Origin of the sequence: Streptomyces sp. NPDC007205, assembly GCF_040634095.1 — a bacterium.
In the GTDB taxonomy this organism is placed as follows: Bacteria; Actinomycetota; Actinomycetes; order Streptomycetales; family Streptomycetaceae; genus Streptomyces.
Genome location: NZ_JBEYEW010000002.1, coordinates 109,965 through 135,198 on the forward strand (window position 1 = coordinate 109,965; position 25,234 = coordinate 135,198).

At 72.9% G+C, this 25,234-nt stretch carries 19 protein-coding genes and 1 pseudogene; 11 read left to right on the plus strand and 9 right to left on the minus strand.

Going from position 1 to position 25,234, the window contains the following annotated elements; all coding sequences use genetic code 11:
- Positions 1–207: 207 nt before the first annotated feature.
- Positions 208–1,020: a GntR family transcriptional regulator gene (locus ABZ624_RS04055; RefSeq protein WP_360082353.1), complete on the plus strand. Its 813-nt coding sequence runs from the start codon at positions 208–210 to the stop codon at positions 1,018–1,020.
- A gap of 67 nt (positions 1,021–1,087) precedes the next feature.
- Here ABZ624_RS04055 and ABZ624_RS04060 read toward each other — a convergent pair whose 3' ends face one another.
- Together ABZ624_RS04060 and ABZ624_RS04065 are read right to left on the minus strand one after the other, a co-directional pair.
- Positions 1,088–1,855: a hypothetical protein gene (locus ABZ624_RS04060; RefSeq protein ID WP_360082355.1), complete on the minus strand. Its 768-nt coding sequence runs from the start codon at positions 1,853–1,855 to the stop codon at positions 1,088–1,090.
- 176 nt (positions 1,856–2,031) lie between these two features.
- Positions 2,032–3,705 (minus strand): PucR family transcriptional regulator ligand-binding domain-containing protein, encoded by a 1,674-nt coding sequence (locus ABZ624_RS04065; RefSeq protein ID WP_360082357.1) that lies wholly within the window; start codon positions 3,703–3,705, stop codon positions 2,032–2,034.
- A gap of 352 nt (positions 3,706–4,057) precedes the next feature.
- Here ABZ624_RS04065 and ABZ624_RS04070 point away from each other — a divergent pair, with 352 nt between their 5' ends.
- The 5 genes from ABZ624_RS04070 (at position 4,058) to ABZ624_RS04090 (ending at position 10,849) form a co-directional block, all read left to right on the plus strand.
- Positions 4,058–4,951 (plus strand): FAD binding domain-containing protein, encoded by an 894-nt coding sequence (locus tag ABZ624_RS04070; protein WP_360082359.1) that lies wholly within the window; start codon positions 4,058–4,060, stop codon positions 4,949–4,951.
- Positions 4,951–5,550 (plus strand): (2Fe-2S)-binding protein, encoded by a 600-nt coding sequence (locus ABZ624_RS04075; protein ID WP_360082361.1) that lies wholly within the window; start codon positions 4,951–4,953, stop codon positions 5,548–5,550. The genes ABZ624_RS04070 and ABZ624_RS04075 overlap by 1 nt, the downstream gene beginning before the upstream one ends.
- A 1-nt stretch (position 5,551) precedes the next feature.
- A complete protein-coding gene (gene pucD / locus ABZ624_RS04080; RefSeq protein WP_360082363.1) occupies positions 5,552–7,972 on the plus strand; it encodes a xanthine dehydrogenase subunit D in 2,421 nt (806 codons plus the stop codon).
- Positions 7,973–8,183: 211 nt separating this feature from the next.
- Positions 8,184–9,650, plus strand: a complete 1,467-nt coding sequence (locus ABZ624_RS04085; RefSeq protein ID WP_360082365.1) for an NCS2 family permease — start codon at positions 8,184–8,186, stop codon at positions 9,648–9,650.
- 47 nt (positions 9,651–9,697) lie between these two features.
- On the plus strand, positions 9,698–10,849 hold the full coding sequence (locus tag ABZ624_RS04090; RefSeq protein ID WP_360082367.1) for an XdhC/CoxI family protein: 1,152 nt from the start codon (positions 9,698–9,700) through the stop codon (positions 10,847–10,849).
- A gap of 31 nt (positions 10,850–10,880) precedes the next feature.
- Here ABZ624_RS04090 and ABZ624_RS04095 read toward each other — a convergent pair whose 3' ends face one another.
- Positions 10,881–11,321 (minus strand): SRPBCC family protein, encoded by a 441-nt coding sequence (locus ABZ624_RS04095; protein ID WP_360082369.1) that lies wholly within the window; start codon positions 11,319–11,321, stop codon positions 10,881–10,883.
- Between the two features lie 370 nt (positions 11,322–11,691).
- On the opposite strand from ABZ624_RS04095, the gene ABZ624_RS04100 reads away from it, so the two are divergent.
- Positions 11,692–12,339 carry a phosphoribosyltransferase family protein gene (locus ABZ624_RS04100; protein WP_360082371.1) on the plus strand — a complete coding sequence of 216 codons (648 nt, stop codon included), beginning with the start codon at positions 11,692–11,694 and terminating at the stop codon, positions 12,337–12,339.
- A 20-nt stretch (positions 12,340–12,359) separates the two neighbouring features.
- Here ABZ624_RS04100 and ABZ624_RS04105 read toward each other — a convergent pair.
- Positions 12,360–12,631, minus strand: a pseudogene (locus ABZ624_RS04105) (CorA family divalent cation transporter); the annotation flags it as partial.
- A 271-nt stretch (positions 12,632–12,902) separates the two neighbouring features.
- Between ABZ624_RS04105 and ABZ624_RS04110 the strand changes: the two are divergent.
- Together ABZ624_RS04110 and dmpI are read left to right on the plus strand one after the other, a co-directional pair.
- Positions 12,903–13,769: a LysR family transcriptional regulator gene (locus tag ABZ624_RS04110; RefSeq protein WP_360082373.1), complete on the plus strand. Its 867-nt coding sequence runs from the start codon at positions 12,903–12,905 to the stop codon at positions 13,767–13,769.
- Positions 13,770–13,861: 92 nt separating this feature from the next.
- Entirely contained in the window at positions 13,862–14,044 is a 183-nt protein-coding gene (gene dmpI, locus ABZ624_RS04115; RefSeq protein WP_351569092.1) for a 4-oxalocrotonate tautomerase DmpI, read from the plus strand.
- 111 nt (positions 14,045–14,155) lie between these two features.
- Here the strand turns inward: dmpI and ABZ624_RS04120 are convergent, their stop codons facing one another.
- The 3 genes from ABZ624_RS04120 to ABZ624_RS04130 form a co-directional block, all read right to left on the minus strand.
- On the minus strand, positions 14,156–14,947 hold the full coding sequence (locus ABZ624_RS04120; protein WP_360082375.1) for a serine protease: 792 nt from the start codon (positions 14,945–14,947) through the stop codon (positions 14,156–14,158).
- 220 nt (positions 14,948–15,167) lie between these two features.
- Positions 15,168–18,119 carry an AAA family ATPase gene (locus tag ABZ624_RS04125; RefSeq protein ID WP_360082377.1) on the minus strand — a complete coding sequence of 984 codons (2,952 nt, stop codon included), beginning with the start codon at positions 18,117–18,119 and terminating at the stop codon, positions 15,168–15,170.
- Positions 18,120–18,271: 152 nt separating this feature from the next.
- Positions 18,272–19,102 (minus strand): helix-turn-helix transcriptional regulator, encoded by an 831-nt coding sequence (locus ABZ624_RS04130; RefSeq protein WP_360082379.1) that lies wholly within the window; start codon positions 19,100–19,102, stop codon positions 18,272–18,274.
- A gap of 115 nt (positions 19,103–19,217) precedes the next feature.
- Here ABZ624_RS04130 and ABZ624_RS04135 point away from each other — a divergent pair, with 115 nt between their 5' ends.
- Both ABZ624_RS04135 and ABZ624_RS04140 read left to right on the plus strand, forming a co-directional pair.
- A complete protein-coding gene (locus ABZ624_RS04135; protein ID WP_360082381.1) occupies positions 19,218–20,891 on the plus strand; it encodes an AMP-binding protein in 1,674 nt (557 codons plus the stop codon).
- The gene (locus ABZ624_RS04140) at positions 20,888–22,480 is read left to right on the plus strand and encodes an AMP-binding protein (protein ID WP_360082383.1); all 1,593 of its coding nucleotides are present in this window, start codon (positions 20,888–20,890) and stop codon (positions 22,478–22,480) included. Before ABZ624_RS04135 ends, ABZ624_RS04140 begins: the two co-directional genes overlap by 4 nt.
- Positions 22,481–22,598: 118 nt before the next feature.
- Here the strand turns inward: ABZ624_RS04140 and ABZ624_RS04145 are convergent, their stop codons facing one another.
- Both ABZ624_RS04145 and ABZ624_RS04150 read right to left on the minus strand, forming a co-directional pair.
- On the minus strand, positions 22,599–24,026 hold the full coding sequence (locus ABZ624_RS04145) for an alpha/beta fold hydrolase (protein ID WP_360082385.1): 1,428 nt from the start codon (positions 24,024–24,026) through the stop codon (positions 22,599–22,601).
- 182 nt (positions 24,027–24,208) lie between these two features.
- Complete coding sequence (locus tag ABZ624_RS04150; RefSeq protein ID WP_360082387.1) at positions 24,209–25,153, minus strand: hypothetical protein; 945 nt, start codon at positions 25,151–25,153, stop codon at positions 24,209–24,211.
- Positions 25,154–25,234: the final 81 nt, after the last annotated feature.

Here is a 25,234-nt window from a genome sequence, read left to right on the forward strand (position 1 = left end):
GTACCTGCACGGGTGGTTCCGCGGAAAGTTTGAGTGACGGGTGGGGAAGGTGTGAGTCACCTCGTCCGTCGATCATATGAAGGTAAGCCTAGCCTCATTTATTTTTGGTGAATTGGAACTGTCGCCCCGGGCGCCTATGGTGCTTGACGGACAAGTGACAACTCACCGTCAATGACCCAAGTGCCGACAACCCCGCCAGGAGGACCCGTGAAGCACGGCGCACAGGGCTCCGCCGAGGCGGGGACACCGGAGTGGCGGGCGCCCGGCGCCGCCCGGGTGCCGGCGCAGGCGCGCGCGGGGGACGGCGCGGACGGCTGCCGCGAGCGGGACACCGCCCTGCTCGCCGTGCGCGGCGAGCACACGCACGGTGAGCGGCCGGTTCCGGGGCCGCGGCCGGCGGTGCAGCGGTCCTCGGTGCGCGGGCAGATCCTGGACGCGCTGCGGACGGCGCTGGTCACCGGGGAGCTGAAGCCGGGCGAGGTCCACTCGGCGCCGGTGCTCGGCGAACGGTTCGGTGTCTCGGCCACGCCCGTGCGCGAGGCCATGCAGCAGCTCGCCCTGGAGGGCGCCGTCGAGGTCGTGCCCAACCGTGGCTTCCGGGTCGTCGAGCGGGGGGCACGGGAGCTGGCCGAGCTGGCGGAGGTGCGGGCGCTCATCGAGGTGCCGGTGATGCTGCGGCTGGCCCGGACGGTGCCGGGCGAGCGGTGGGCCGAGCTGCGTCCGCTCGCGGAGGAGACGGTACGGGCGGCGGCCTCCGGCTGTCCGGCGACGTACGCGGAGTCCGACCGGGCCTTCCACCAGGCGCTGCTCGCCCTGTCCGGCAACGAGCAGCTGGTCCGTATCGCGTCGGACCTGCACCGGCGCTCGCAGTGGCCGTCGGCCGGGGGTCCGGTACGGCACGGGCGGGCGGACCTGGTGGCGGACGCGGCGCAGCACATGGCGTTGCTGGACGCGCTGGTCTCCCGGGATCTGGATGTCGTACGGGAGTTGGCGGAGGAACACTTCGCGGGCGCGTGCTGAGCGGGTGCCGGTGCGCGACCGGCCCCCGCCGGCCCGCACCCGGCGATGAGACGGTACCCGCCCGCCCCTACGCCGTGGCCACCCCCGGCGTCGGCGGGGACAACTGCCGCGCCAGCCACGTCGGCACGCCCCCGAGCAACCGGAACAGACGCCGGGCCTCCTCACGGAGGCGGGACGCCTCCGGCTCGGACTCCGCGTCGGCCAGAGAGGCCAGCGCCGGGGCCGTACCCACCAGGTAGCCCAGCTCCTCGCGGATCCGGAGGGATTCGGCGAAGCCGTGCCGGGCCTCGGCCAACTCGCCCTCGCGCAGGGCGAGTCCGGCGAGATGGCGCCAGGTGAAGGACAGCAGCAGCGGGTCCGCGTGCGCGGCGGCGCCCGCGTGCGCCCGGCGGTACGCGGCGCGCGCGGCCTGCGCGGAACGGGTCAGGTTCTCGGCGATCAGTCCCCGGCGGAAGTCCAGCAGAGCCCGGCCCGGCGCCCCCGGAGGGATCAGCGCCGCCGCCCGCCCCAGCGCGGCCCGCGCCTCGTCCGCACGGTCCCGCACCCCGTGCAGCGTTGCCGTGTAGGCGAGTTGACCCCGCTCGCACGCGGCGGCGCCCCGTTCCTCGTCGGTGTGCGCGACCGCCTCCGCCGTCCGCAGGGCGTCCTCCGCCTCCTCCCAGCCCCGCTCGGTGTACAGACACCGTTCGACCAGCAGCGCGGCCCGCTGCAAGGCCGTGGCGGGGGTGTCGGGCGGCAGCAGGGCCGCCGCGTCCGCCCAGCAGGCCCGCGAGCGCAGCCGCCATACCGCGGTCTGGAGCGGATCGTCACCTGGGGTCGTTCCGTTACCAGACATGGCGGTATGCGCCACGTTGCCCTCCCCGAGCACGCCATCGAGCTGTTGAGTGGTGGCGGCATTCCAGCACCAATCGCCGGGCCGGGCCAAGAGGGTGGGTGAAAGATTTCACAAAGTCGTGGGGTGCGGCGTGACGCGTCCCGGCCACCGCGGCCACCGCGCGCCCCCCGCTGACCTCAGCTCATCCGCAGCGCCAGGAAGAAGTCCAGCTTGTCCTCCAGCCGCGACAGGTCCCGTCCCGTCAACTGCTCGATCCGGCCGACCCGGTAGCGCAGCGTGTTGACGTGCAGGTGGAGTCGGGTGGCGCAGCGGGTCCAGGAGCCGTCGCAGTCCAGGAACGCCTCCAGGGTGGGGATCAGCTCGGCCCGGTGGCGGCGGTCGTAGTCCGTCAGCGGGTCCAGCAGGCGGGCCGTGAAGGCGCGGCGGACGTCGTCCGGGACGAACGGGAGCAGCAGGACGTGCGAGGCCAGCTCCTGGTGCCCGGCCGCGCAGACCCGGCCGGGGCGGGCCGCCGCGACCCGGCGGGCGTGCCGGGCCTCCTCCAGGGCGCCGCGCAGGCCCTCCGCCGAGTGCACGGCCGCGCTGACGCCGAGGGTGAGCCGCCCGTCGCCGTCCAGGCCCGCCGACAGCGTCTCGCGCACCGACTGCAGCAGGGAGTCGGCCTGCAGACCGGTCTCCGAGCCGTCGTGCTCGGCGGAGACCGCCGGGAGCGGGACGAGCGCGATGGCCTCGTCGCCCGTGTGCGCGACGGCGATCCGGTCCGAGGGCTCGGGGCCGGTGGCCAGCGGGTCGACCAGCACCTCCTCCAGCAGCGACTGGGCGACCGGGCCGCCCTCGACCTGATCGCCGTCCCACTCCACGCGGGCCACCACCACCTGCCAGTGCGGGGCCGCCCCGAGCCCGGGCAGCAGCACCGGCGCGGCCACCCGCAGGCGGGCCGCGATCTCGGCCGGCGCGGCACCCGTCTGCACCAGCTCCAGCACCTCCTGGGCGAGCCGGCGCCGCACCGTGCGCGCCGCGTCCCGGCGGTCGCGCTCGACCGCGATCAGCTGGGTCACGCCCTGCAGCAGGTCCAGGCGCTCCTCGGGCCAGTCCCCGGCGTCCGCGTCGACGGCCAGCAGCCAGTCCGACAGCACCGTCTCGCGCACATCGCGGGCGGCCTGCGGGGAGCGGCCCGAGGAGCGGATCGGGAACAGCGAGTACGTCGTACCGCCCAGCAGGACCCGGTGCGGGCCGCGGCGGCCGGTGCGGGTGGCCGCCAGATGCTCGGCGGCGAGCTTCGCGCAGATCTCCGCGGGCAGCGCCGGGCCCGCCACCTTGGAGCCGGCGATCAGCCGGCCGGTGGGGGAGAGCACCCAGGCGCGCAGGTCCAGGTCGGAGCCGAGCAGGTCCAGGACCACGTCCGGGCCGCCGCCCGCCGGGCCCGAGGTCATCATCCGCCGGTGCCGGTCCACGACGGCCGCCAGGTCTCCGGCGCGCTCGCCGGAGACCTGCCGTACGACGTGCTCGGTGATCGTGGCGAAGGCCACCGACTCGTGCACGGCGAACAGCGGCAGCCGGTGCCTGACGCAGGCCAGCACCAGGTCGTCCGGGATGTCGCCCAGCTCCGCCTCGCCGGCCGCGAGCGCCGCCACCCCGGCCTGCGCCAGGATCCGTACGAACGGCTCGGAGTCGTCCGCGTCCCGGCGCCAGGCCAGGCCGGTCAGCACCAGCTCGCCCCCGGACAGGTAGCGGCTCGGGTCGCGCAGGTCGGTGGTCATGACCCCGCGTACCGACCGGTCCAGTTCCCCCTCGCCGCCGAGCAGCCGCAGGCCCAGCGCATCGGTGTCCAGAAGTGCGCGCAGCCGCATCTCGTCGCCGCCGTTCTTTGTCTCGAAACCTACGATGGATCTTTGGAGGGTGACGGGAGACGAGCCCGGCACCGGCCGCACAGGGCGCTCCCCGGGGTCTCCGCGCTGTTTCCCGCGTTTCCCGCGTTTCCCCAGGAAATCGGAGAGGTTACCGATGACCTCCGTTCATACGAATCTACAAGATGCCCGGCGTGGCCAGCCAACTCCTTCATGGTTTCGGTGACTGACCGCGTTGGAGTACGGGGCGGTGTACTGAGTCCACTGCGCGTTAACAGCACATGAACGAGCCGGGACCGCCGCACACGGATTGGCTCAATCTGTACGACCCATGAGACCAAGAAGAGAGCCGGTCATGGACTTCCTTCGCCCCGCCAGCTGGGAGGAGGCGCTCGCCGCGAAGGCCGAGCACTCCACCGCTGTGCCGATTGCGGGTGGCACCGATGTGATGGTCGAGATCAACTTCGACCACCGCCGGCCCGAGTACCTGCTCGACCTCAACCGCATCGGCGACCTCTACGAGTGGGAGGTCGGCGAGGAGACGGTACGGCTCGGTGCCTCCGTTCCGTACACCAGGATCATGGAGAATCTCCGTGCCGAGCTGCCGGGTCTCGCGCTCGCCTCGCACACGGTCGCCTCCCCGCAGATCCGCAACCGCGGCGGCGTCGGCGGCAACCTCGGCACGGCCTCGCCCGCCGGTGACGCCCACCCCGCCCTGCTCGCGGCCGGCGCCCAGGTCGAGGCGGAGTCGGCGGCCCGCGGCACCCGCCTCATCCCGATCGACGAGTTCTACACCGGCGTCAAGCGCAACGCCCTCCAGCCCGACGAGCTGATCCGCGCCGTACACGTGCAGAAGGCCGACGGCCCGCAGCAGTACTCGAAGGTCGGCACCCGCAACGCCATGGTCATCGCCGTGTGCGCCTTCGGCCTCGCCCTGCACCCCGAGACCCGTACGGTCCGCACCGGCATCGGCTCGGCCGCCCCCACCCCGGTGCGGGCCAAGGCCGCCGAGGAGTTCCTGAACGCGGCCCTGGAGGAGGGCGGCTTCTGGGACAACGGAAAGATCATCACCCCGTCGGTCGCCAAGCAGTTCGCCGGCCTGTGCTCGGCCGCCTGCAACCCGATCGACGACGTCCGGGGCACCGCGAGCTACCGCCGCCACGCGGTCGGCGTCATGGCCCGCCGGACGCTCACCTGGACCTGGGAGTCGTACCGCGGCAACCACCGCACCACCGAGGGAGCTGCGTAATGCGCGTCAACTTCACCGTCAACGGACGCCCGCAGGAGGCCGACGACGTCTGGGAGGGCGAGTCCCTGCTGTACGTCCTGCGCGAGCGCCTCGGCCTGCCCGGTTCGAAGAACGCCTGCGAGCAGGGCGAGTGCGGCTCCTGCACCGTGCGCCTGGACGGCGTGCCGGTCTGCTCCTGCCTGGTCGCGGCCGGCCAGGCCGAGGGCCGCGACGTCGTGACCGTCGAGGGCCTGGCGGACTACGCCAAGCAGCGCGAGGAGCACGGCGGCTGCGCCACCGGCGCCTGCGGCACGTCCCTCCAGGACGCCCGGCAGTGGCAGGCCAAGGGCACCGACTCCCAGACCGGCGAGGGCAGCACCTCCCCGCGTGCGACGCTCTCCCCGGTCCAGCAGGCGTTCATCGACGCCGGCGCCGTCCAGTGCGGCTTCTGCACCCCGGGTCTGCTCGTCGCCTCCGACGAACTCCTGGAGCGCAACCCGAACCCGTCCGACGCGGACATCCGCGAGGCGCTGTCGGGCAACCTGTGCCGCTGCACGGGCTACGAGAAGATCATGGACGCGGTCCGCCTGGCGGCCGCCCGTCAGTCCGAGGAGGTCTGACATGCCGTCCCCCACTCTCGGCTCCGCTCGAGCGGGAGGTGCCCCCACCGGCGCCCCTACGAAGATCACGCAGGGTTCCCAGACCAAGGGCGGCATCGGCGAGTCCACGCTCCGCCCGGACGGCACCCTCAAGGTCACCGGCGAGTTCGCGTACTCGTCCGACATGTGGCACGAGGACATGCTGTGGGGCCAGATCCTGCGCTCCACCGTCGCGCACGCCGAGATCGTCTCGATCGACACCTCCGAGGCCCTGGCCACGCCGGGCGTCTACGCCGTCCTGACCTACGACGACCTGCCCACCGAGGTGAAGACCTACGGCCTGGAGATCCAGGACACCCCGGTCCTGGCGCACGGCAAGGTACGCCACCACGGCGAGCCGGTGGCGCTCGTCGCCGCCGACCACCCGGAGACGGCCCGCCGCGCCGCCGCCAAGATCAGGGTCGAGTACCGCGAACTCCCGGTCGTCACCGACGAGAGGTCGGCCCTCGCTCCCGACGCGATCCTCGTCCACGAGGGCCGCGACGACCACCACATCGGCCACGTCCCGCACCCGAACATCGTGCACCGCCAGCCGATCATCCGCGGCGACGTGGAAGAAGCCCGCAAGCGGGCCGACGTGATCGTCGAGGGCGAGTACACCTTCGGCATGCAGGACCAGGCCTTCCTGGGCCCCGAGTCCGGCCTCGCCGTGCCCGAGGAGGACGGCGGCGTCCACCTCTACATCGCCACCCAGTGGCTCCACTCCGACCTGCGCCAGATCGCGCCCGTCCTCGGCCTGCCCGAGGAGAAGGTGCGCATGACGCTGGCCGGCGTCGGCGGCGCGTTCGGCGGCCGCGAGGACCTGTCGATGCAGATCCACGCCTGCCTGCTGGCGCTGCGCACCGGCAAGCCGGTGAAGATCGTCTACAACCGGTTCGAGTCCTTCTTCGGACACGTCCACCGGCACCCGGCGAAGCTCTACTACGAGCACGGGGCCACGCGCGACGGCAAGCTGACGCACATGAAGTGCCGGATCGTCCTGGACGGCGGCGCCTACGCCTCCGCCTCCCCGGCGGTCGTGGGAAACGCTTCCTCCCTGTCGGCCGGCCCGTACGTCATCGACGACGTCGACATCGAGGCCATCGCCCTCTACACCAACAACCCGCCCTGCGGCGCCATGCGCGGCTTCGGCGCGGTCCAGGCGTGCTTCGCCTACGAGGCACAGATGGACAAGCTGGCGAAGCAGCTGGGCATGGACCCGGTGGAGTTCCGGCAGCTCAACGCGATGGAGCAGGGCACCCTCATGCCGACGGGCCAGCCCGTCGACTCGCCCGCCCCCGTCGCCGAGCTCCTGCGCCGCGTCAAGTCGATGCCGCTGCCGCCCGAGCGCCAGTGGGAGTCCAGCGAGGGCGCCGACGTACGGCAGCTGCCCGGCGGTCTGTCCAACACCACGCACGGCGAGGGCGTCGTACGCGGAATCGGTTACGCGGTCGGCATCAAGAACGTCGGCTTCTCCGAGGGCTTCGACGACTACTCCACCGCCAAGGTGCGCATGGAGGTCATCAACGGCGAGCCGGTCGCGACCGTGCACACCGCCATGGCGGAGGTCGGCCAGGGCGGCGTCACCGTCCACGCGCAGATCGCCCGCACCGAGCTGGGCGTCACCCAGGTGACCATCCACCCGGCCGACACGCAGGTCGGCTCGGCCGGCTCCACCTCCGCCTCCCGGCAGACGTACGTCACCGGCGGCGCCGTGAAGAACGCCTGCGAAATCGTCCGCGAGAAGGTCCTGGAGATCGGGCGCCGCAAGTTCGGCACCTACCACCCGGCCTGGGCGACCGCCGAACTCCTGCTGGAGGGCGGCAAGGTCGTCACCGACGGCGGCGAGGTCCTCGGCGACCTGGGGGACGTCCTGGAGGACGAGGCCGTCGAGATCGAGGCGGAGTGGCGGCACCGGCCGACCGAGGCCTTCGACCTGCGCACCGGCCAGGGCAACGGACACGTCCAGTACTCCTTCGCCGCGCACCGCGCCGTCGTCGAGGTCGACACCGAACTCGGCCTGGTCAAGGTCATCGAGCTGGCCTGCGCCCAGGACGTCGGCAAGGCGCTCAACCCGCTCTCCGTCATCGGCCAGATCCAGGGCGGTACGACCCAGGGCCTGGGCGTGGCGGTGATGGAGGAGATCATCGTCGACCCGAAGACCGCCAAGGTCAGGAACCCCTCCTTCACGGACTACCTGATCCCCACGATCCTCGACACGCCGACCATCCCGGTCGACGTGCTCGAACTCGCCGACGACCACGCCCCCTACGGGCTCCGTGGCATCGGCGAGGCCCCGACCCTGTCGTCCACCCCGGCCGTCCTCGCGGCGATCCGGAACGCGACCGGGCTGGAGCTCAACCGCACGCCGGTGCGGCCCGAGCACCTCACGGGGACCGCGTAGCACCGAAAAGCTCTCCGGGCGGCGCAGGGAACGTCACACACTCCGCCGTGCCGCCCGGAGGAACCCCCTTTGAGTTCCGCACCGCTCGCGGTCCTTGAAGTACCAGGAAATTCGTTCGTCTCGGGCCGTCCCCCGGGTCGTCCATTCCCCAAATCCCGTGACCGTCCAAGCGGTTGCACGGGTGCCCCTGTGAACCTTGGGAGATGGCACCATGACCCAGCAGTCAGTGGAGCCCACGACCACCGCCGAAGACGCGGGCGCGGGTTCGCGTCCGTCGGCCGGCAGGTCGTGGCTCGACCGGTACTTCCACATATCCGAAAGAGGATCCACCATCGCGACCGAGGTCCGCGGTGGCGTCACCACCTTCATGGCGATGGCGTACATCCTTCTGCTCAACCCGGTGATCCTCAGCGGCGCGGACAGGTCCGGCGACTCTCTGAGTCAGAAGGCCCTCATCACGGCCACCGCGCTCGGCGCGGCGTTCACCACTCTCCTCATGGGCTGGGTCGGCAAGGTGCCGCTCGCCATGGCCGCCGGACTCTCCGTGTCCGGCGTGCTGGCCGGTCTGGTCATGGGCACCAAGGACCTGACATGGGCCCAGGGCCTGGCGATGTGCGTCGCCTACGGCGTCGTGATCATGCTACTGGTGGTCACGGGACTCCGTGAGATGATCATGAACGCGATCCCGCTGCCGCTCAAGCACGGCATCACGATCGGCATCGGTCTGTTCATCGCGTTCATCGGTCTGGTCAAGGCCGGCTTCGTGCACGCCGGTACGGCGACCCCGGTGACGCTGGGCAACGGGGGTGAGCTCGTCGGCTGGCCCGTCCTGCTCTTCGCCGTTACGTTGCTGCTCATCTTCGCGCTGCAGGCGCGGAACGTTCCGGGTGCCATCCTCATCGGCATCGCCACCGGTACCGTTCTCGCGCTCGTCGTCAACGCGGCCGGCCTCGTCGACGACAAGTCCTGGGCCAACGGTGAAGGTCCCGCGCTGCACGGCAGTGCCGTGTCGATGCCGGACTTCTCGCTCATCGGCAAGGTGTCCTTCAGCGGCCTGGGCGACGTCGGCTACATGACGGTCACCTTCATCGTCTTCACGCTGGTGCTCGCCGGCTTCTTCGACGCGATGGCGACCATCATCGGCATCGGTACCGAGGCCAACCTCGCCGACTCCCAGGGGCGGATGCCCGGCCTGTCCAAGGCGCTGTTCATCGACGGTGCCGGCGGCGCCATCGGCGGCGCGGTGGGCGGATCCGGCCAGACCGTGTTCGTCGAGTCCGCGACCGGCGTCGGAGAGGGCGCCCGTACCGGACTGGCCTCGGTGGTCACCGGCGGGTTCTTCGCCCTCTGCCTCTTCTTCACGCCGATCACGGCGATCGTGCCGCGCGAGGTGGCCTCGGCCGCCCTCGTCACCATCGGCGCGATGATGATGATGAACGCCCGCCACGTGGACTGGGGCGACCGCTCCGTCGCCATCCCGGTCTTCCTGACCGTCGTGATCATGCCGTTCACGTACTCGATCACCCCCGGTGTCGCTGCCGGTGTGATCTCCTACGTCGTCATCAAGATCGCCCAGGGCAAGTGGCGGGAGATCGGCCCCTTCATGTGGGGTCTGACCGCGCTCTTCCTCGTCTACTTCTCCCTGCATCCGATCCGGGCCCTGCTGGGCGTGCACTAGCCGCCCCGCCGACGCCCTTCCCGCGCAACCCGTTAGGAGACCGACAGATGCTGGACATCGCCGAGGAGCTGAACCGGTGGGTCGAGCAGGGCCGTGACTTCGCCGTCGCCACCGTGGTGGCCGTCGGCGGCAGCGCCCCGCGCCAGCCCGGCGCCGCCCTCGCGGTGGATGCCGAGGGCACGGCCGTCGGTTCGGTCTCCGGCGGTTGCGTGGAAGGGGCCGTGTACGAGCTGTGCCGGCAGGCGCTGGAGGACGGCGAGACCGTCCTGGAGCGCTTCGGGTACAGCGACGAGGATGCCTTCGCCGTCGGCCTGACCTGTGGCGGCATCATCGACATCCTCGTCACGCCGGTCCGGGCGGACGGTCCCGCCCGGCCGGTGGTCGCCGCCGCGCTGGCCGCCGCCGCCCGTGGGGAGGCGGCAGCGGTCGCGCGGATCGTGGAGGGACCGGCACAACTGCGGGGCCGGGCCCTCCTCGTGCGCCCCGACGGTTCGTACGACGGCGGCTTCGGCGCCCATCGCGGACTGGACCGCACCGTCGCCGCCGAGGCCGGCGCCTTCCTGGACGCGGGCCGCACCGGCACCCTGGAGATCGGAGAGCAGGGCTCGCGCTGCGGCGCCCCGCTCACGGTCCTGGTCGAGTCCGCCGTCCCGGCACCCCGGATGATCGTGTTCGGCGCGATCGACTTCGCCTCCGCGCTGGTCCGCGTCGGCAAGTTCCTCGGCTACCACGTCACGGTGTGCGACGCCCGCCCGGTGTTCGCCACGCGCACCCGTTTCCCGGAGGCCGACGAGATCGTCGTCGAGTGGCCCCACCGGTACCTGGAGCGCACCGAGACCGACGGCCGTACGGTCCTGTGCGTCCTCACCCACGACGCCAAGTTCGACGTACCCCTGCTGAAGCTGGCCCTGCGCCTGCCGCTCGCCTACGTCGGTGCGATGGGCTCCCGCCGCACCCACCTGGACCGCAACGAGCGGCTGCGCGAGGTCGGCGTCACCGACCTCGAACTCGCCCGTCTGCGTTCCCCCATCGGCCTCGACCTCGGCGCCCGCACGCCGGAGGAGACGGCCCTGTCCATCGCCTCGGAGATCGTGGCGAGCCGGCGGGGAGGCTCGGGTGTGTCGCTGACCGGCGCGCACACGCCGATTCACCGTGACGTGAACCGGGCAGCTGTCGGTCTCATCGGCTCGGTGGCCTGAGCACGGCCGTGCCTCTCCGGGGCGCTGCCGCTCACGCCCGTCGAAGCAGCTGATTGACCGCCCGGCCGAACATCACACGTGCCGTGCGTTCCAGTACGCCGTCGAAGGCACGCGGCAGGAAACGCACACGGAGCTCCTCGCGCCACACCACCCGGCTGCGGCCCCCGGGCCCCGGCAGGACCTCGATCTCCGCCCAGCCCCGCACCACCCGGCCGCGCTTCTCCAGGCGGCACAGGCCGGCCTCGCCGTCGGCGGGCGGGCGCCAGACCGTCACCTCCATGACGTCGTCGACGGCCAGCGGGCCGAGGCCCGAGCGGGCCACGAAGCGGGTGCCCACGCCGGTGGGCTCCGGCGTGAGCACCCGGACCCGGGTCAGCGGGACCGCGTCGGCGTGGCGGGGCCAGACGGTGAGCCGGCGCCACGCCTCGTCGAGCGGAAGCGGGGCCGTGCGGGCGAAGGAGAAGGTCGGCACGGCACGATCGTAGGCAATGGCCGCCAGGCACCTGCGCGTTCGCCCCCGTCTCACCCGGCCGGCCGAGCGGTCGGGGCCGGTACACCGTGCCCGGTTCCGCCTGCTCCGACTGCGCTCCGCTCGCCTCGCGGCAGCCGACGGTCCCGGACTCCGCCGAGCGCGGCCGACGCGAGCACGCCCTTGCGCGCCTGTTCCTGGTTACGTGCTGCGGCGCCGGGATCGTGCCGGCCGGCTGAGGCATGCGTGGGCTCTGCACTCGGTGCGGAGATCTGGCGTGCGCATGCCGTGTGCCCGGCCCCGCACGGAATCCGACCAGGACGCCCGACCAGGAGCACCATGGAAGGAGAGGCTCCGCGGAGGAGGACGAGCCATGCGCTTCCGGGACCGTGCCGAAGCCGGGCGGGAACTCGCCGGACTGCTGAGCGACCTGCGCGAGCAGGGGGCCCTCACCGACCCCCTCGTCCTCGCCCTGCCGCGCGGCGGCATCGCCGTCGCCGAGCCCATCGCCCGCGCGCTCGACGCCCCGCTCGACGTGCTCATCGTGCGCAAGATCGGCGCCCCGCACCACCAGGAGTTCGCCGTCGGGGCGCTCGTCGGCGACGACCCGCCCCTGTTCAACGCCGGGACACTGGACCGGCTCGGCCTGACCGAGGAGTCCATGGCCCCGGTGGTCGAGCGCGAGCGGAAGGAACTGCGCCGCCGTGAGGAGCGTTACCGCGGCGACCGCCCGGCGCCGGACCCGGCGGGCCGCACGGTGATCGTGGTCGACGACGGGCTCGCCACCGGCGCCACCGCCCGCGCGGCCCTGCGCCACGTCCGGCGCCGCCGGCCCGCGCACCTCGTCCTGGCCGTCCCCGTCGGCGCCCCGGACTCCCTGGACCAGCTCGCCGGCGAGGCCGACACGATCCTGTGCCCGCACCGGCCGGCCGCGTTCACCGCCGTCGGGCAGTGGTACGAGGACTTCGAGCAGCTGACGGACGCCGAGGTGCTGGCCGCACTGAGGCTGCGCCGGGCCTGAAAAGACGCTGCGGTCCCTTGCAGCATGCCGACGAGCGGGTGGGTGGCGCGCCGGAACTCGACTGTCTCGCGGGAGAGTTCGAGATACGGCGGGACACCTCGGGGTCGCCGCGGAACACCTCGGTCTCGATCTCGTCGATGTCGTTCTGGACACCGCAGACCACCGGGGCGTAGCCGTCGACGACGGCATCGAGGATCGCGTACAGCACGGCCTCCGGCCCGAGTCCGAGCAGATCGGGGGAGTCCTCCATACGGCGGCGGACCGCCGACAGGTCCGGGGCCGCGCCGTGCCGCGGGGCGGGGTGAGGGCGCGGTGCCAGACGGGTCTGCGCCTGCCGTTCCTGGCGTGTTCTCGCTCGGACATCGCACGCCTCTCCGGCGAGCCCGCGTACGCCCGATCACTCACCGGGTTCCCTGCGTGCAAGCCGGAACCGGCCGTCCCGCAGAGCAGTCGCAGGCGCAGCCTCATACAGCAGGGGCACAGCGGCCGCCAGTGGACCGTCACACCCTCGCGATCCCCGGTCAGCGTAGAGGCCGGTGTCGCCGTCCCTCTACAGTCGGCCCATGGAACTCCGTCAGCTCAGCTATTTCGTCGCCGTCGCCGAGGAGCTGCACTTCGGGCGGGCCGCCGAGCGGCTGCACATCGTGCAGTCGGCGGTCAGTCAGCAGATACAGCGGCTGGAGCGGGAGCTGGGCGCCGAGCTGTTCGACCGCTCGCCGCGCCGGGTGCGGCTGACCGGGGCGGGCGAGCGGCTGCTGCCCGAGGCACGGGCGGTGCTCGCGGCGGCCCGGAAGGCGCGGGCCGCCGTGGCGGCGCCCGCCGGGCTGCGCCTGGGCACCAGCACCGGGCTCGGCGCGCACCTGGACCGGGTGCTGGCCGCGTTCGCCGAGCGGGCGCCCGAGGTGCCGGTGGAGCTGGTCTCCCTGCCGGCCGGCGAACGGTTCGCCCGGGTCGCGGCGGGCCGCCTGGACGCCGCGTTCGTGCGCTCGGCCGAACCCCCGCCCGGGGTACGGGTGGTGCCGCTGTGGTCCGATCCGCTGGTGGCCGCTCTGCCGGCCACGCATCCGCTCGCGGCGCGGGACGAGATCGACCTCGCGGACCTCGCCGGGCTGCCCCTCGCCCTCACCCCGCGCCGGACCAACCCCGCCCTGGTCGACCTGGTCGTCGGCGCCTGCCACACGGCCGGGTTCGAGCCGGTGCCCGGACCGGCCGGCGGCACGCTGCACGACACCCTCGCCACCATCGGCGCCCGCCCCCTGTGGACGGTCGTCTACGCCTCCCACGCCCGCGTGCTGGCCACGCCCCGGGTGGCGTACGTCCCCTTCCGCGCGCCCGGACTGGCCCTGGCCACCGGTCTCGCAGTGTCCGCCACCGCCCCCTCCCGGCACCTGGAGGAACTGCTGCTGGCCTGCGCCGATCACGAGAGCTGATCGCTGCGGTCGCGGACTGCTTCTTGGTCGCGGACCTGCGCCGCGATGGACTGGACCCACCGAACGGGAGCACCACTCAAAGGAGTTCAGTCATGCCGATCGTCACCATCCAGCAGGGTCCCCGCGACGTCGAGCTGAAGCGGGAGCTGGTCAAGCGGGTCACCGACGCCTTCGTCGACGCGTACCGGATCCCGGCGGAGACCGTGCAGGTGTGGATCCACGAGGTCCCGGCGGACAGCTGGGGCGCGGCCGGCAGGCTCACGGCCGACAAGTAGCCCCCGCGTTCCACGGGGTGAACGTGGAGAGGGGGGCGTTGCGGGCCGCTCGTGGTGGCTCGCAACGCCCCCCTGGCATCTGCCCGAGGGGGTGCTCGGGAGATTTCGGGGCTAGGAGTCGACCTGCGCGGTCACCAGGTCCGAGAAGGTGGTCAGCCGGGTGTACACACCCGGGTAACCGGCCTCCGCGCACCCCTCTCCCCAGGAAGTGATCCCTGCCAGGACGCCCCCGATGAGCAGGGGACCGCCGCTGTCGCCCTGGCAGGTGTCTACGCCGCCGGTGCTGTATCCGGCGCACACCATGTCGGACTTCACGTAGTCCGAACCGTAGGAGGAACCGCAGCTGGAGTCGGACACGACCGGGACGGTCGCGGTCCGCAGCTGGTTGGAGGAGCTGCCGTTCTCCGCGGTGGTGCCCCAGCCGAGGATGCGGGCCTGGGTGCCGGCCGCGTACACGCTCGTCTGGGAGGAGGAGACGTACGACGCCGGGTGGTACGGCATCGACGTCGCCAGGGTCAGTACGGCCACGTCGTCGCCCTTGGTGGCGTCGGTGTAGCCCGGGTCGACCCAGATCTTACTGACCTTGCCGACCGTGCCGTCGGTGCCGTTGAGGAAGGTCCGGCCGCCGACCACGCGGACGTTGGCCGCGGACTCGCCGGCCATGCAGTGCGCGGCCGTCACGACCTTTGTGGCGGCCACGAGCGTGCCGCCGCAGAACTGGTTGCCGGACGCGTCGGTGATCTGCATGACGAACGGGTACGCCGTCGTCGTGGTGGTCGTACCGCCGACGACGGGCTGCGGGGCGGCGCTCGCCGTGGGGGAGGCGAGCAGCGCACTCGCCGCGGCGGCGGCGGTGGCCACCAGCGTCGCGGCGGTCCTTCTGGCACGTCTGAGCCCGAACATGAGTCTCCTCAGTGGGGGTTGCACCGGTGGGGGGTCGCACGGGTGGTCGGACACGAGGCGGGGGCACCCCCTGCTCGGGCGAGGCCGAGAGCTGGGGAGGGACCTACCCCGTGTGCCCGGGCGAGCGGCACGCCCCTTACGCTAGGACCCGGAACCCTCGGCTCCCAATGAGGGAACCCCCTAGGGGGTTGGGTGAGGGAAAACCCTCGGTCCGGTTCAGTTAACTAGGGCCGTGCTCGGCGCGCCCGCGAGCCGCCGCCAATCGGACGATGTCCACGCGCGAGCGGATCCCCAGCTTGCGGTAGACCCGGGTCAGGGTCGCCTCCACCGTCTTGACGCTGATGAACAGCCGGGCGGCGATCTCCCGGTTGGTGGCACCCTCCATCACCAGCGCGGCGACCTGACGCTCCATCGCGGCCAGCACCGCCAGCGCGTCCAGGGCGTCCGGCGCGGGAAGGGCCGGTTCCGGCTCGGGGGCGGTGAGGGACTCGTCCACCTGACGCAGCCAGGGCAGCGCCCGGCAGCGGCGGAACATCCGGGTCGCCTCGTCGTACGCCGTCGGGCCGGTGCTCGTCCGGGCCTTGGCAGCGCCGAAGCCCGGGGCGGGAGCCCGGCCGTGCTCGGCGTTCCCGGCCTCCGCGCCGCCCAGGGGCTCCGGCCACAGCCGCGCTCCCTCGGCCGGGCGCCGTCTGCCCCGCAGCCGGGCCAGCGCGAACGCGGCCCGCGCCTCCTCCAGGCCGTATCCCAGCTTGCCCAGCCGGTGCTGAGCGGACGTCAGCTGGGCCACCGCCGCCTCCAGGTCACCCCGCGCGGCCCGCACCAGGGCCTCGGAGCGGTCCAGGACGGCGAGGACGCTCTCCCGGCCGAGCCTGAGGGCGTGCTCACGGCTCGCGTCGATGACGTCCTGCGCCTCGGCCGCCTCACCGGTCCGGACCAGCGCCTCGGCGAGATCCCCCTGCCAGCGCCCGCGCGCCGGGTCGGTGATGCCGAGCCCCAGCTCCAGCGTCCGCACCCGGCGCAGCGAACGGACCGTGCCCGCCGGGTCCCCGGCCACCAACTGGGCGTACCCGAGCGCGCCCAGCGCCCGGGAGAGGTACATCTGGTCGCCGTCCTCCTCGGCGTGCGCCACCGCCTCCCGGGCGAGGGCCAGAGCCCGGTCGACATCGCCGCCGGAGGCCTCCGCGAGCGAGGTGAGCATCGCCGACGCGGTCTCGCCGATCCCCGAGTCCCGGGCCAGGCGCAGGCTCTCGCGGGCCAGCTCCAGGGCGCGACCGCAGTGCCCGGCGCGCAGTTCGGTCTCGGCGAGGCCGCGCAGGAAGTGCACCTCGGACTCCACCGAGCCGCGTCGGCGCACCTCGCGCAGCAGCGCGGTGACCGTCGTCCGGGCCTCGGCCAGCTGGTCGCCCATGACCAGCCAGCGGAACCGGGCGCTGGCCGCCCCGTTGTGGTGCCACGCCACCCTCGGGTCCTGGGGCTCCCGCAGGGCGCGCTGGATGGTCCGGGGGGCCTCCGGGTGGCCCATCAGGGTCTCGGTCTGCGCCTGGAACGCCAGCGAGAGCAGTTCGGTGCGCCGGTCCCCGCCGAGGGCGGCCAGCTCGGCGGCGTGCGCGGCGGCCTCGCGGGCCTCGGTGAAGTCGCCCTCCACGATCAGCGTCCGCCAGGCCAGCTGGTAGTGCACCAGGGCCAGCAGCCGGGGGTCGTCGCCGGCGTCGGCGAGGGCCTGCGGGAAGACCGCGTCGACCTCGGCCATGGTGTGGCCGGCGCTGTCGATGACGATGATCCAGGCGCGGACCCGGTCGGCGGGCACGGTCGCGCGGGCCAGCACCTCACGGGCGATGTCCCGGGCCAGGTCGATCTCGCCCGCGGTGATCGCGTCCTCGGCGGCCTGCAGCCGGCGCTCCTCCTGGCCGGGCGCCCCGTCGGCCGGGGTGTGCCGGGCGGCCAGCAGTCCCAGATGGGCGGCGACCGAGGGGGCGCCGCGGTCCCGGGCGAGGGCGGCGGCCCCGGCGAGCCGGGCGGCGACCTCCGGGTCGGTGCCGGTGGTGGCGAGGGCCAGGTGCCGGGCCCGTTCGATCGGGTCGGATGCGGCCGTGGACAGCGCCGCGTGCGCGGCGCGCCGCTCGTGCGCGGGCGCCTCCGCGTACAGCGCGGCGGATATGAGGGGGTGCGCGAAGCGTACGGCCGGGGCGTCGGGCTCGGTGGCGAGCAGCCCGAGTTCGGCGGCCTGGGCGCACTCGGCCTCGGCGTTCTCCCGGCCGGCCGCGTGCAGCAGCGCCGGGGTGGGCCGGGCGCCGGCGCTGGCCACCAGCAGGGTGCGGCGGGCCTCCACGGAGAGCATGTCCAGGCGGCTGAGCACCAGGGCGCGCAGGCTGGTCGGCACCGGCAGCGGCTCGCCCGGCCGGGGCGGGGTGGGGCTGTCCGCGAGGGCACGGCCGAGTTCCAGGGCGAACAGCGGGTTGCCCCCGCTGGTCCGGTGGATCTCGCGGACGGTGGAACGGGGCAGGCCGCCGTGGCCGCGGTGGTCCAGCAGCTCGGCGATCCGGGTGCGGGAGAGCGGACCGAGCCGGACCGCGAGGGTGCCCGGCGGGCAGGACCTCAGATGCCCGTCGTACTCCCGGCTCTCCTGGCCCTCGGTGCGCACCGCGCACAGCAGCTGCACCGGAGTGCCCTCCAGGCGGCGGGCGGCGAAACCGAGCAGCTCGGCGCTGGCCGGGTCCAGCCACTGCAGGTCGTCGGCGACGACGAGGACACCGCCCCGCGCGGCCAGCGCGCGCAGCGCGGAGAGCACCGCGAGGCGCAGGGCGAGACCGTCGCGCTGCAGGCTGGACTCGCCGCGGCCGGTGAGCGCCGACTCCAGAGCGGTGCGCTGGGCCGCCGGCAGCCGGGGGGAGACGTCGTCGAGGACCAGGCCGAACAGGTCGGCGAGGGCGAGGAAGGGGAGATGGGATTCGGACTCGGTGGCCGAGCAGCGCAACACGGTCCGCGCGGTGGCGCCGTATTCCTCGGCCAATGCCCGCAGGACAGTGGATTTCCCTATTCCGGCGGGACCGTGGAGCAGCACACTGCCGCCCGAGGCGAGTTGGTCGCGGGCGCCGGCGAACAGTTCCTCGCGGCCGATGACCAGGTCGGAGCGGCACCTGGCAGGCTCCTGGAAGTCCCGTCGCACGGTCACCGCTCCCCTCGTGTGTCGTGTCCGGGCCAAATTCTAGGCAACGATCGTCGAAATTCGGACGGAAGCCGTGGTGAGGGAAATAACAAACCGTCAAGCACAAGGAAATTCAAGGCGTCCGCGCTTGAATGGAAAGGTTTCCTCACCGCCTCGCTTCACGGCAGCAGCCCCGCCCTGCGTGCCGCGGTCACCGCCTCCCCTCGGGTGTGCGCGCCCAGCTTCCGCATCGCCGAGCGCAGATAGCCCTTGACCGTCTCCGGGCCGAGGCCCAGCCGCTCGGCCACGGCCGCGTTGGTCGCCCCCGCCGCCACCCAGGACAACACGTCCAGTTCGCGCGGCGCCAGAGTCGTGCCCCCGGCCGGGCGCGGCGCGGTCAGCAGCCCGCACGCGGCCAGCAGTTCCGCCCGCAGCTCCGGGTCGGCGATCCTGGGCGCGAGCGCGCGCAGCGCCGCGTGCGCCTCGCGCACCTGCTCCCAGCCGGCGCCCCGCCCGCCGCCGGCGGGCTCCGGCCGGGCCGCCGCCAGCAGCCCCCGCGCCTCGTCCCGCACCACCAGCGCCTGCTCCACGTCCCGCGCCACCGCCATCGCCGCGCCCAGCGTGCGGTCGCCGAGCGGCCGGGCCGAGCGCAGCGCGCCGTAGAGCACCCCCCGCACCCGGCGCCGTACCACCACCGGCACGGCGACGACCGAGCGGATGCCCTCCGCGGCCACCGGGATGTCGTACTCATGGCTGATCTGCCGGGAACTGGAGTAGTCCGTCACCGCGCACGGCCGAGCCAGCGCCACCGCCTTGCCGCCGAGCCCGTTGCCGGAAGTCACCGCCAGCGAGCGCAGCGCCGTCGTCGTCGTGCCGCTCAGCTCACTGATCCGGATCCGCGACAGGCCGGACTCGACCAGACCGCCGAAGGCAACAGGAAGCCCGGTCGCCCGCCGCAGCCGGGCCAGCGCGCCGCCGATCTCCACCGTCCCCGCCGCGTCTGCCGTCACCTGTCCGCTCCTTCTGGCACCCCCACCCCCGTTCAGGGGTAGTGAGACCTGCATCACGGATTAGACGATGCCAGAGAGCCGCCCGGCAATGGTCCGGCACCGCAAGGAGGACACGATGACGACGGCGACGGAGCTGTTCCGCAGCGCCCGGGACTTTCTGCTGGAGCACCGCGAGGACTACGCCACCGCCTGCGAGGGCTTCGCCTGGCCCCGGCCCCAGCACTTCAACTGGGCACTGGACTGGTTCGACGTGATCGCCGCCGGCAACGAGAAGACCGCACTGCACATCGTCGAGGAGGACGGCGGCGAGACCCGGCTGTCCTTCGCCGAGATGTCCGAGCGGTCGAGCCGGGTCGCCCGGTGGCTGCACGAGCGGGGCGTCGCCGCCGAGGACCGGATCCTCGTCATGCTCGGCAACCAGGCCGAGCTGTGGGAGACCGCGCTGGCCGCGATGAAGCTGCGCGCGGTGGTCATCCCGGCCACCCCGCTGCTCGGCCCGGCCGACCTGCGCGACCGCGTGGACCGGGGCCGGGTGAAACACGTGATCGTGCGGGCCGGGGACACCGCCAAGTTCGCCGACGTGCCCGGCGCCTACACCCGGATCTCGGTCGGCGGCCTGCCCGAGGAGGGCTGGGAACCGTACGAGGACGCCTACGCCGCCCCCGCCGAGTTCCTCCCCGACGGCCCCACCCTGGCCGACGACCCGCTGATGCTCTACTTCACCTCCGGTACGACCGCCCGCCCCAAACTGGTCGAGCACACCCACACCTCGTACCCGATCGGGCACCTGGCGACCATGTACTGGATCGGCCTGAAACCCGGCGACGTCCACCTGAACATCTCCTCGCCGGGCTGGGCCAAGCACGCCTGGTCCAACCTGTTCGCGCCGTGGAACGCCGAGGCGACCGTCTTCCTCTTCAACTACACCCGCTTCGACGCGGCCCGGCTGATGGCCGAGATGGACCGGGCCGGGGTCACCACGTTCTGCGCCCCGCCCACCGTGTGGCGCATGCTCATCCAGGCCGACCTGAGCGGGCTGCGCACCCCGCCCCGCGAGGTCGTCGCCGCCGGCGAGCCGCTCAATCCCGAGGTCATCGAGCGGGTCCGGCGCGCCTGGGGCGTCACCATCCGGGACGGCTTCGGGCAGACCGAGACCGCCGTGCAAGTCTCCAACAGCCCCGGCCAGGTACTGAAGACCGGCTCCATGGGCCGCCCGAGCCCCGGCTACCGCGTGGAACTCCTCGACCCCGTCTCCGGCGCGCCCGGCGCCGCCGAGGGCGAGATCGCCCTCGACCTGTCCGAGCGGCCCGTCGGCCTGATGACCGGCTACCACGGCGACCCCGACCGCACGGCCGAGGCCATGGCGGGCGGCTACTACCGCACCGGGGACATCGGACGCCGAGACGAAGACGGATATGTCTTTTATGTCGGTCGCGCGGACGATGTGTTCAAGGCCAGCGACTACAAGATCAGCCCGTTCGAGCTGGAGAGCGCGCTGCTGGAGCACGAGGCGGTGGCCGAGGCCGCCGTCGTCCCCGCGCCGGACGAACTGCGGCTCGCCGTACCGAAGGCGTACGTCGTCCTCGCCGAGGGCTTCGAGCCCGGTCCCGACACCGCGAAGGCCATCTTCGAGCACTCCCGTCAGGTGCTCGCCCCCTACAAGCGCATCCGCCGGCTGGAGTTCGGCGCACTGCCCAAGACCGTCTCCGGCAAGATCCGCCGGATCGAACTGCGCGAGGCGACGGCCCAGGGCTCGGACGACGAGTACCGCGAGGAGGACTTCCGGTGAGCGCTGAACTGTCGTACACCCACGGAACCGGTCCCACCGCCCTGCTCGGGGACACCATCGGCGCCAACCTGGACCGGGCCGTGGCCGCCTGGCCGGACCGCGAGGCGCTGGTGGACATGGTGTCGGGGCGTCGCTGGACGTACGCCGCGTTCGGCGCCGCGGTCGAGGAGCTGGCCCAGGCGCTGGTCGCGAGCGGCGTCGCCAAGGGCGACCGGGTGGGCATCTGGGCGGTCAACTGCCCGGAGTGGGTCCTGGTCCAGTACGCCACCGCCCGCATCGGCGCGATCATGGTGAACATCAACCCGGCCTACCGCACCCACGAGGTCGAGTACGTCCTGGGCCAGGCCGGAATCTCCCTGCTGTTCGCCTCCCTCAGCCACAAGAGCAGCGACTACCGGGCGATGGTCGAGCAGGTGCGCGGCAGGTGCCCCGAGCTGCGCGAGGTCGTGTACATCGGCGACCCGGGCTGGGAGGCGCTGCTGGCCCGGGGAACCGCTGATGCCCCGTACGAGGAACTGTCCTGCGACGACCCGATCAACATCCAGTACACCTCGGGGACCACCGGTTTCCCGAAGGGTGCCACCCTCTCCCACCACAACATCCTCAACAACGGTTACTTCGTGGGGGAGTTGATCGCCTACAGCGAGCAGGACAGAATCTGCATCCCCGTCCCCTTCTACCACTGTTTCGGCATGGTCATGGGCAACCTCGCCGCCACCTCGCACGGCGCCTGCATGGTGATCCCGGCCCCGTCCTTCGAGCCGAAGGCCACCCTGGAGGCCGTGCAGCAGGAGCGCTGCACGTCCCTGTACGGCGTGCCGACCATGTTCATCGCGGAGCTGAACCTCCCCGACTTCGCGGCATACGACCTCTCCTCGCTGCGCACCGGCATCATGGCGGGCTCGCCGTGCCCGGTGGAGGTGATGAAACGGGTCGTCGCCGAGATGCACATGGCGGAGGTCTCGATCTGCTACGGCATGACCGAGACGTCACCGGTGTCGCTGCAGACGCGCAGGGACGACGACCTGGAGCACCGCACCGGCACCGTCGGCCGCGTCCTGCCGCACCTGGAGGTCAAGGTCGTCGACCCGGCCACCGGAGCCACCCGGCCACGCGGCACGGCAGGCGAGCTGTGCACCCGCGGCTACAGCGTGATGCTCGGCTACTGGAACGAGCCCGAGAAGACCGCCGAGGCCGTCGACGCGGGCCGCTGGATGCACACCGGGGACCTGGCGGTGATGCGCGAAAACGGTTACGTCGAGATCGTCGGCCGGATCAAGGACATGATCATCCGGGGCGGCGAGAACATCTACCCGCGCGAGATCGAGGAGTTCCTCTACGCCCACCCCAGGATCAGGGACGTCCAGGTCGTCGGGGTGCCCCACGAGACATACGGCGAGGAGGTGCTCGCCTGTGTCATCCCGCACGACCCGGCGGACCCGCTCACCCTGGAGGAACTGCGCGCCTTCTGCCAGGGCAGGCTCGCGCACTACAAGATCCCCAGCAGGCTCCAGATCCTCGACTCCTTCCCGATGACGGTGTCCGGGAAGGTGCGCAAGGTCGAACTGCGGGAGAAGTACCAGGTGTGAAACGGCCGCGAGCGAGCATCCGGTAGATGCTCGGGGACGGGTCCCGGAGGAGCGCGCTGTCGGCGGCACACTCGACCGGGACCCGTCGACGGGCCGTGCCCGCCCGTCCGGGCGTGGTTCAGCGCGCCCCGCCGGGCATGCGCAGGGTGGTGAGGTAGCCGACCGCCGCGTCCACCGTGGCGGGGCTGTTGAGCCACGCCGTGTGGCCGTCACCGTCCCAGCGCAGCAGCCTGCCCGTCGGCAGCGCGCGCCGCACCCCGTCGGCGAACGCCGGGGGTGTCGCCACATCGTGCGTGCCGGAGAGCAGGAGCACGGCGGGGAAGTGCGCCGGCACCCGCCACGCGTGCGGCGTCCAGGCGGAACCCACCGGCCAGCCCGCGCAGCCGCTCGCGATGTCCCAGAACTCCGAATAGCCGCGCAGAACGGGGCCGCCGGCGCGCATCGAGGGCACCGCGGCCGGCAGCGCGGCGCCGGGGTCCTCGGGGCCGGGCACGTCCTGGCAGACGATCGAGCGGTACAGACCGTACTCGCCGGTGTGGCCAGGGGTGAGGAAGACCAGCGGCGCCATGTCCCCGTCGGCGTCCGTCCTGCCGAGCGCGGTGGCCAGCGGTGCATACAGAGACGGCGACTGGAGACCGGCGTTCACCGCCTGCGCGATCTCCTCCGCGCGCACCGGCCGGCTGCCGTCCTTGATCCGGCCCTGGTCGGCGCGGCGCAGCAGCGAGGCCAGGAAGCCGGTGACGTCCCGGCCGTGCAGCGCGCTGCGGCCGTCCCGGTCCGACCAGCGGGCGAATCTGTGGACACCGTCCTGCACGGCGGCCGCGTCGGCACGGGCCAGCCCCCGCCAGGACAGCGACCGGTCGACCACACCGTCCAGCACCATCGCGCGCACGCGGGAGGGGAACCGCTCGGCGTAGCTCTGCGCCACCATGGTGCCGTAGGACACCCCGAGGAAGCTGATCTTCGCCTCGCCCAGCGCCGCGCGCACCGTGTCCATGTCCCGGGCGACGCTTGCGGTGTCCAGGTGGGGGAACACGGGGCCGCCCCGCCGGGCGCAGACGGTTCCCATACGCCGGTTGCTGGTGACCAGTGCGGCGGCGGCCGGCCGGTCGGCGGGGAACCTGCTCACCGTATGGTCGACCGGCAGCGGGCAGTTCAGCGGCGGATTGACGCCGGTGCCGCGCGGCTCGACGGCGACGATGTCGAAGCGGTCGCGCAGGGCCTCGGGGAAGTACTGCCGGCGGGCCTGCCTGGAGAGCAGATAGCCGACCTCTCCCTCGCCCGGACCACCGGGATTGAAGAAGAGCGTGCCGAGACGGTGCTCCGGGTCGGCCGCCGGCAGCCGTGCGACGGCGATGCTGGTCCGGGCGGACGCGGCGGGCCGGGACCAGTCGAGCGGTACGGAGACCTGCCCGCAACGCACCGTGTCGGTCCGGGCGGCCCCCTGGCAGCGCTTCCAGTCGATGTGTGGCGCGGTCGGCGCCGACGCGTGCGCGGGGACGCCCAGCACCATCGTGGCCAGTACGGACGCCGCGACCGCGGTCACCCTCCTGCGGGGTAAACGCATACCCTTCCTCTCTTCGGCCGGTGTTCGCCCTGCACGTTAGGCAGCCGGGGGAGACCGGCACATCGACCCGCCGGTGGAGAGAACCCGCTGCCCTCGTCCGACCTGAGGCCGATCCCTTCGCGGTGGCAGGGCGGCCTGGGCAGCGGTCAGCTGGGCAGCGGTCAGCTCTGTCGGCCCCGGGACCGGGGTTCCGCTTCCGGCGCACCCGTGGCGTTCAAGGCGTCGGCGTGGTCGTTCACCGGCTGTGGGACGCCCGCGAGGTCCAGGACGAAGAGGGGGATGCCGAGGGTGTTCGCTCGGACCCGGGCGTCGTCGGTGTAGCCCGCGAGGGAGAAGTACACACAGTCCGCGGACTCCGTCATCGCCGTCAGCCACAGGCACTCCACGTCCCGCGGCGCCGCCGGGCGCACGGTCGGGTCCACCTGGGCGAGGAGTCCGTGGGCGGCGAGCCCGATGCCGTTCGGGGGCCGCTGGTCGGCGCGGCGGATGTCCCGGTATCCGAGCCAGCGCAGATAGAGCGCGGCGACCGTGACGGCGTCGCGCGCGGTACGGATGGCGCGCGGCTGGAAGGCGGGGCGGCTTGGGGAGGCATCAGGACGGCCCACCGGCGACGGCATGCTGCCGTCTGTCGACGGGATGCTGCCGTCCGTTGACGTCATACCGCCGTCTGTCGACGTCATACCGCCGTCTGTCGACGTCATACCGCCATCCGTCGACGGCATACCGTTGTCCGTCGCCAACATACTGCCGTTCGTCGACCGCATGGGGGTGCCCGGCGCCGGTATACGGCTGTCGGTCGACCGCATACCGCCTTTTGTCGACGGCATAGCGCTGTCCGGCGGAGGTGTCTCGGCCACCGGGACGCGCAGGACCGTTCCGCATGAGCAGCCCAGTTCCGGGTGCGGCCACTGACCCGGGCGCCCGCAGGCGGCACACGGCACCGCGATCCACTCGTCGTCCCAGGCGCGGTGTGCCGCGACGACCGGTTCGGCGGCCGGATCCAGCCGTGGGGCGGTGGGGGCGCCGCACGCGCACGGATACACCGGCGCGGTGTAGACGTGCTCGCGCCGGCAGGCCGGGCAGCGCACCGGCACGCTCTCGGGCATGGCCCCCTCCCAGGCGTCGCGTAGGAACCGTCGCGTCGGAACAGCGCACCCATCGTCCCCCTCCTCCGCCCCGCTTGTCCG

Coding starts and splice junctions, on each gene's coding strand:
- ABZ624_RS04060 (WP_360082355.1), bottom strand. CDS start 1,855: ATGTCTGGTAACGGAACGACCCCAGGTGACGATCCGCTCCAGACCGCG.
- ABZ624_RS04065 (WP_360082357.1), bottom strand. CDS start 3,705: ATGCGGCTGCGCGCACTTCTGGACACCGATGCGCTGGGCCTGCGGCTG.
- ABZ624_RS04070 (WP_360082359.1), top strand. CDS start 4,058: ATGGACTTCCTTCGCCCCGCCAGCTGGGAGGAGGCGCTCGCCGCGAAG.
- ABZ624_RS04075 (WP_360082361.1), top strand. CDS start 4,951: ATGCGCGTCAACTTCACCGTCAACGGACGCCCGCAGGAGGCCGACGAC.
- pucD (WP_360082363.1), top strand. CDS start 5,552: ATGCCGTCCCCCACTCTCGGCTCCGCTCGAGCGGGAGGTGCCCCCACC.
- ABZ624_RS04085 (WP_360082365.1), top strand. CDS start 8,184: ATGACCCAGCAGTCAGTGGAGCCCACGACCACCGCCGAAGACGCGGGC.
- ABZ624_RS04090 (WP_360082367.1), top strand. CDS start 9,698: ATGCTGGACATCGCCGAGGAGCTGAACCGGTGGGTCGAGCAGGGCCGT.
- ABZ624_RS04100 (WP_360082371.1), top strand. CDS start 11,692: ATGCGCTTCCGGGACCGTGCCGAAGCCGGGCGGGAACTCGCCGGACTG.
- ABZ624_RS04110 (WP_360082373.1), top strand. CDS start 12,903: ATGGAACTCCGTCAGCTCAGCTATTTCGTCGCCGTCGCCGAGGAGCTG.
- dmpI (WP_351569092.1), top strand. CDS start 13,862: ATGCCGATCGTCACCATCCAGCAGGGTCCCCGCGACGTCGAGCTGAAG.
- ABZ624_RS04120 (WP_360082375.1), bottom strand. CDS start 14,947: ATGTTCGGGCTCAGACGTGCCAGAAGGACCGCCGCGACGCTGGTGGCC.
- ABZ624_RS04135 (WP_360082381.1), top strand. CDS start 19,218: ATGACGACGGCGACGGAGCTGTTCCGCAGCGCCCGGGACTTTCTGCTG.
- ABZ624_RS04150 (WP_360082387.1), bottom strand. CDS start 25,153: ATGCCCGAGAGCGTGCCGGTGCGCTGCCCGGCCTGCCGGCGCGAGCAC.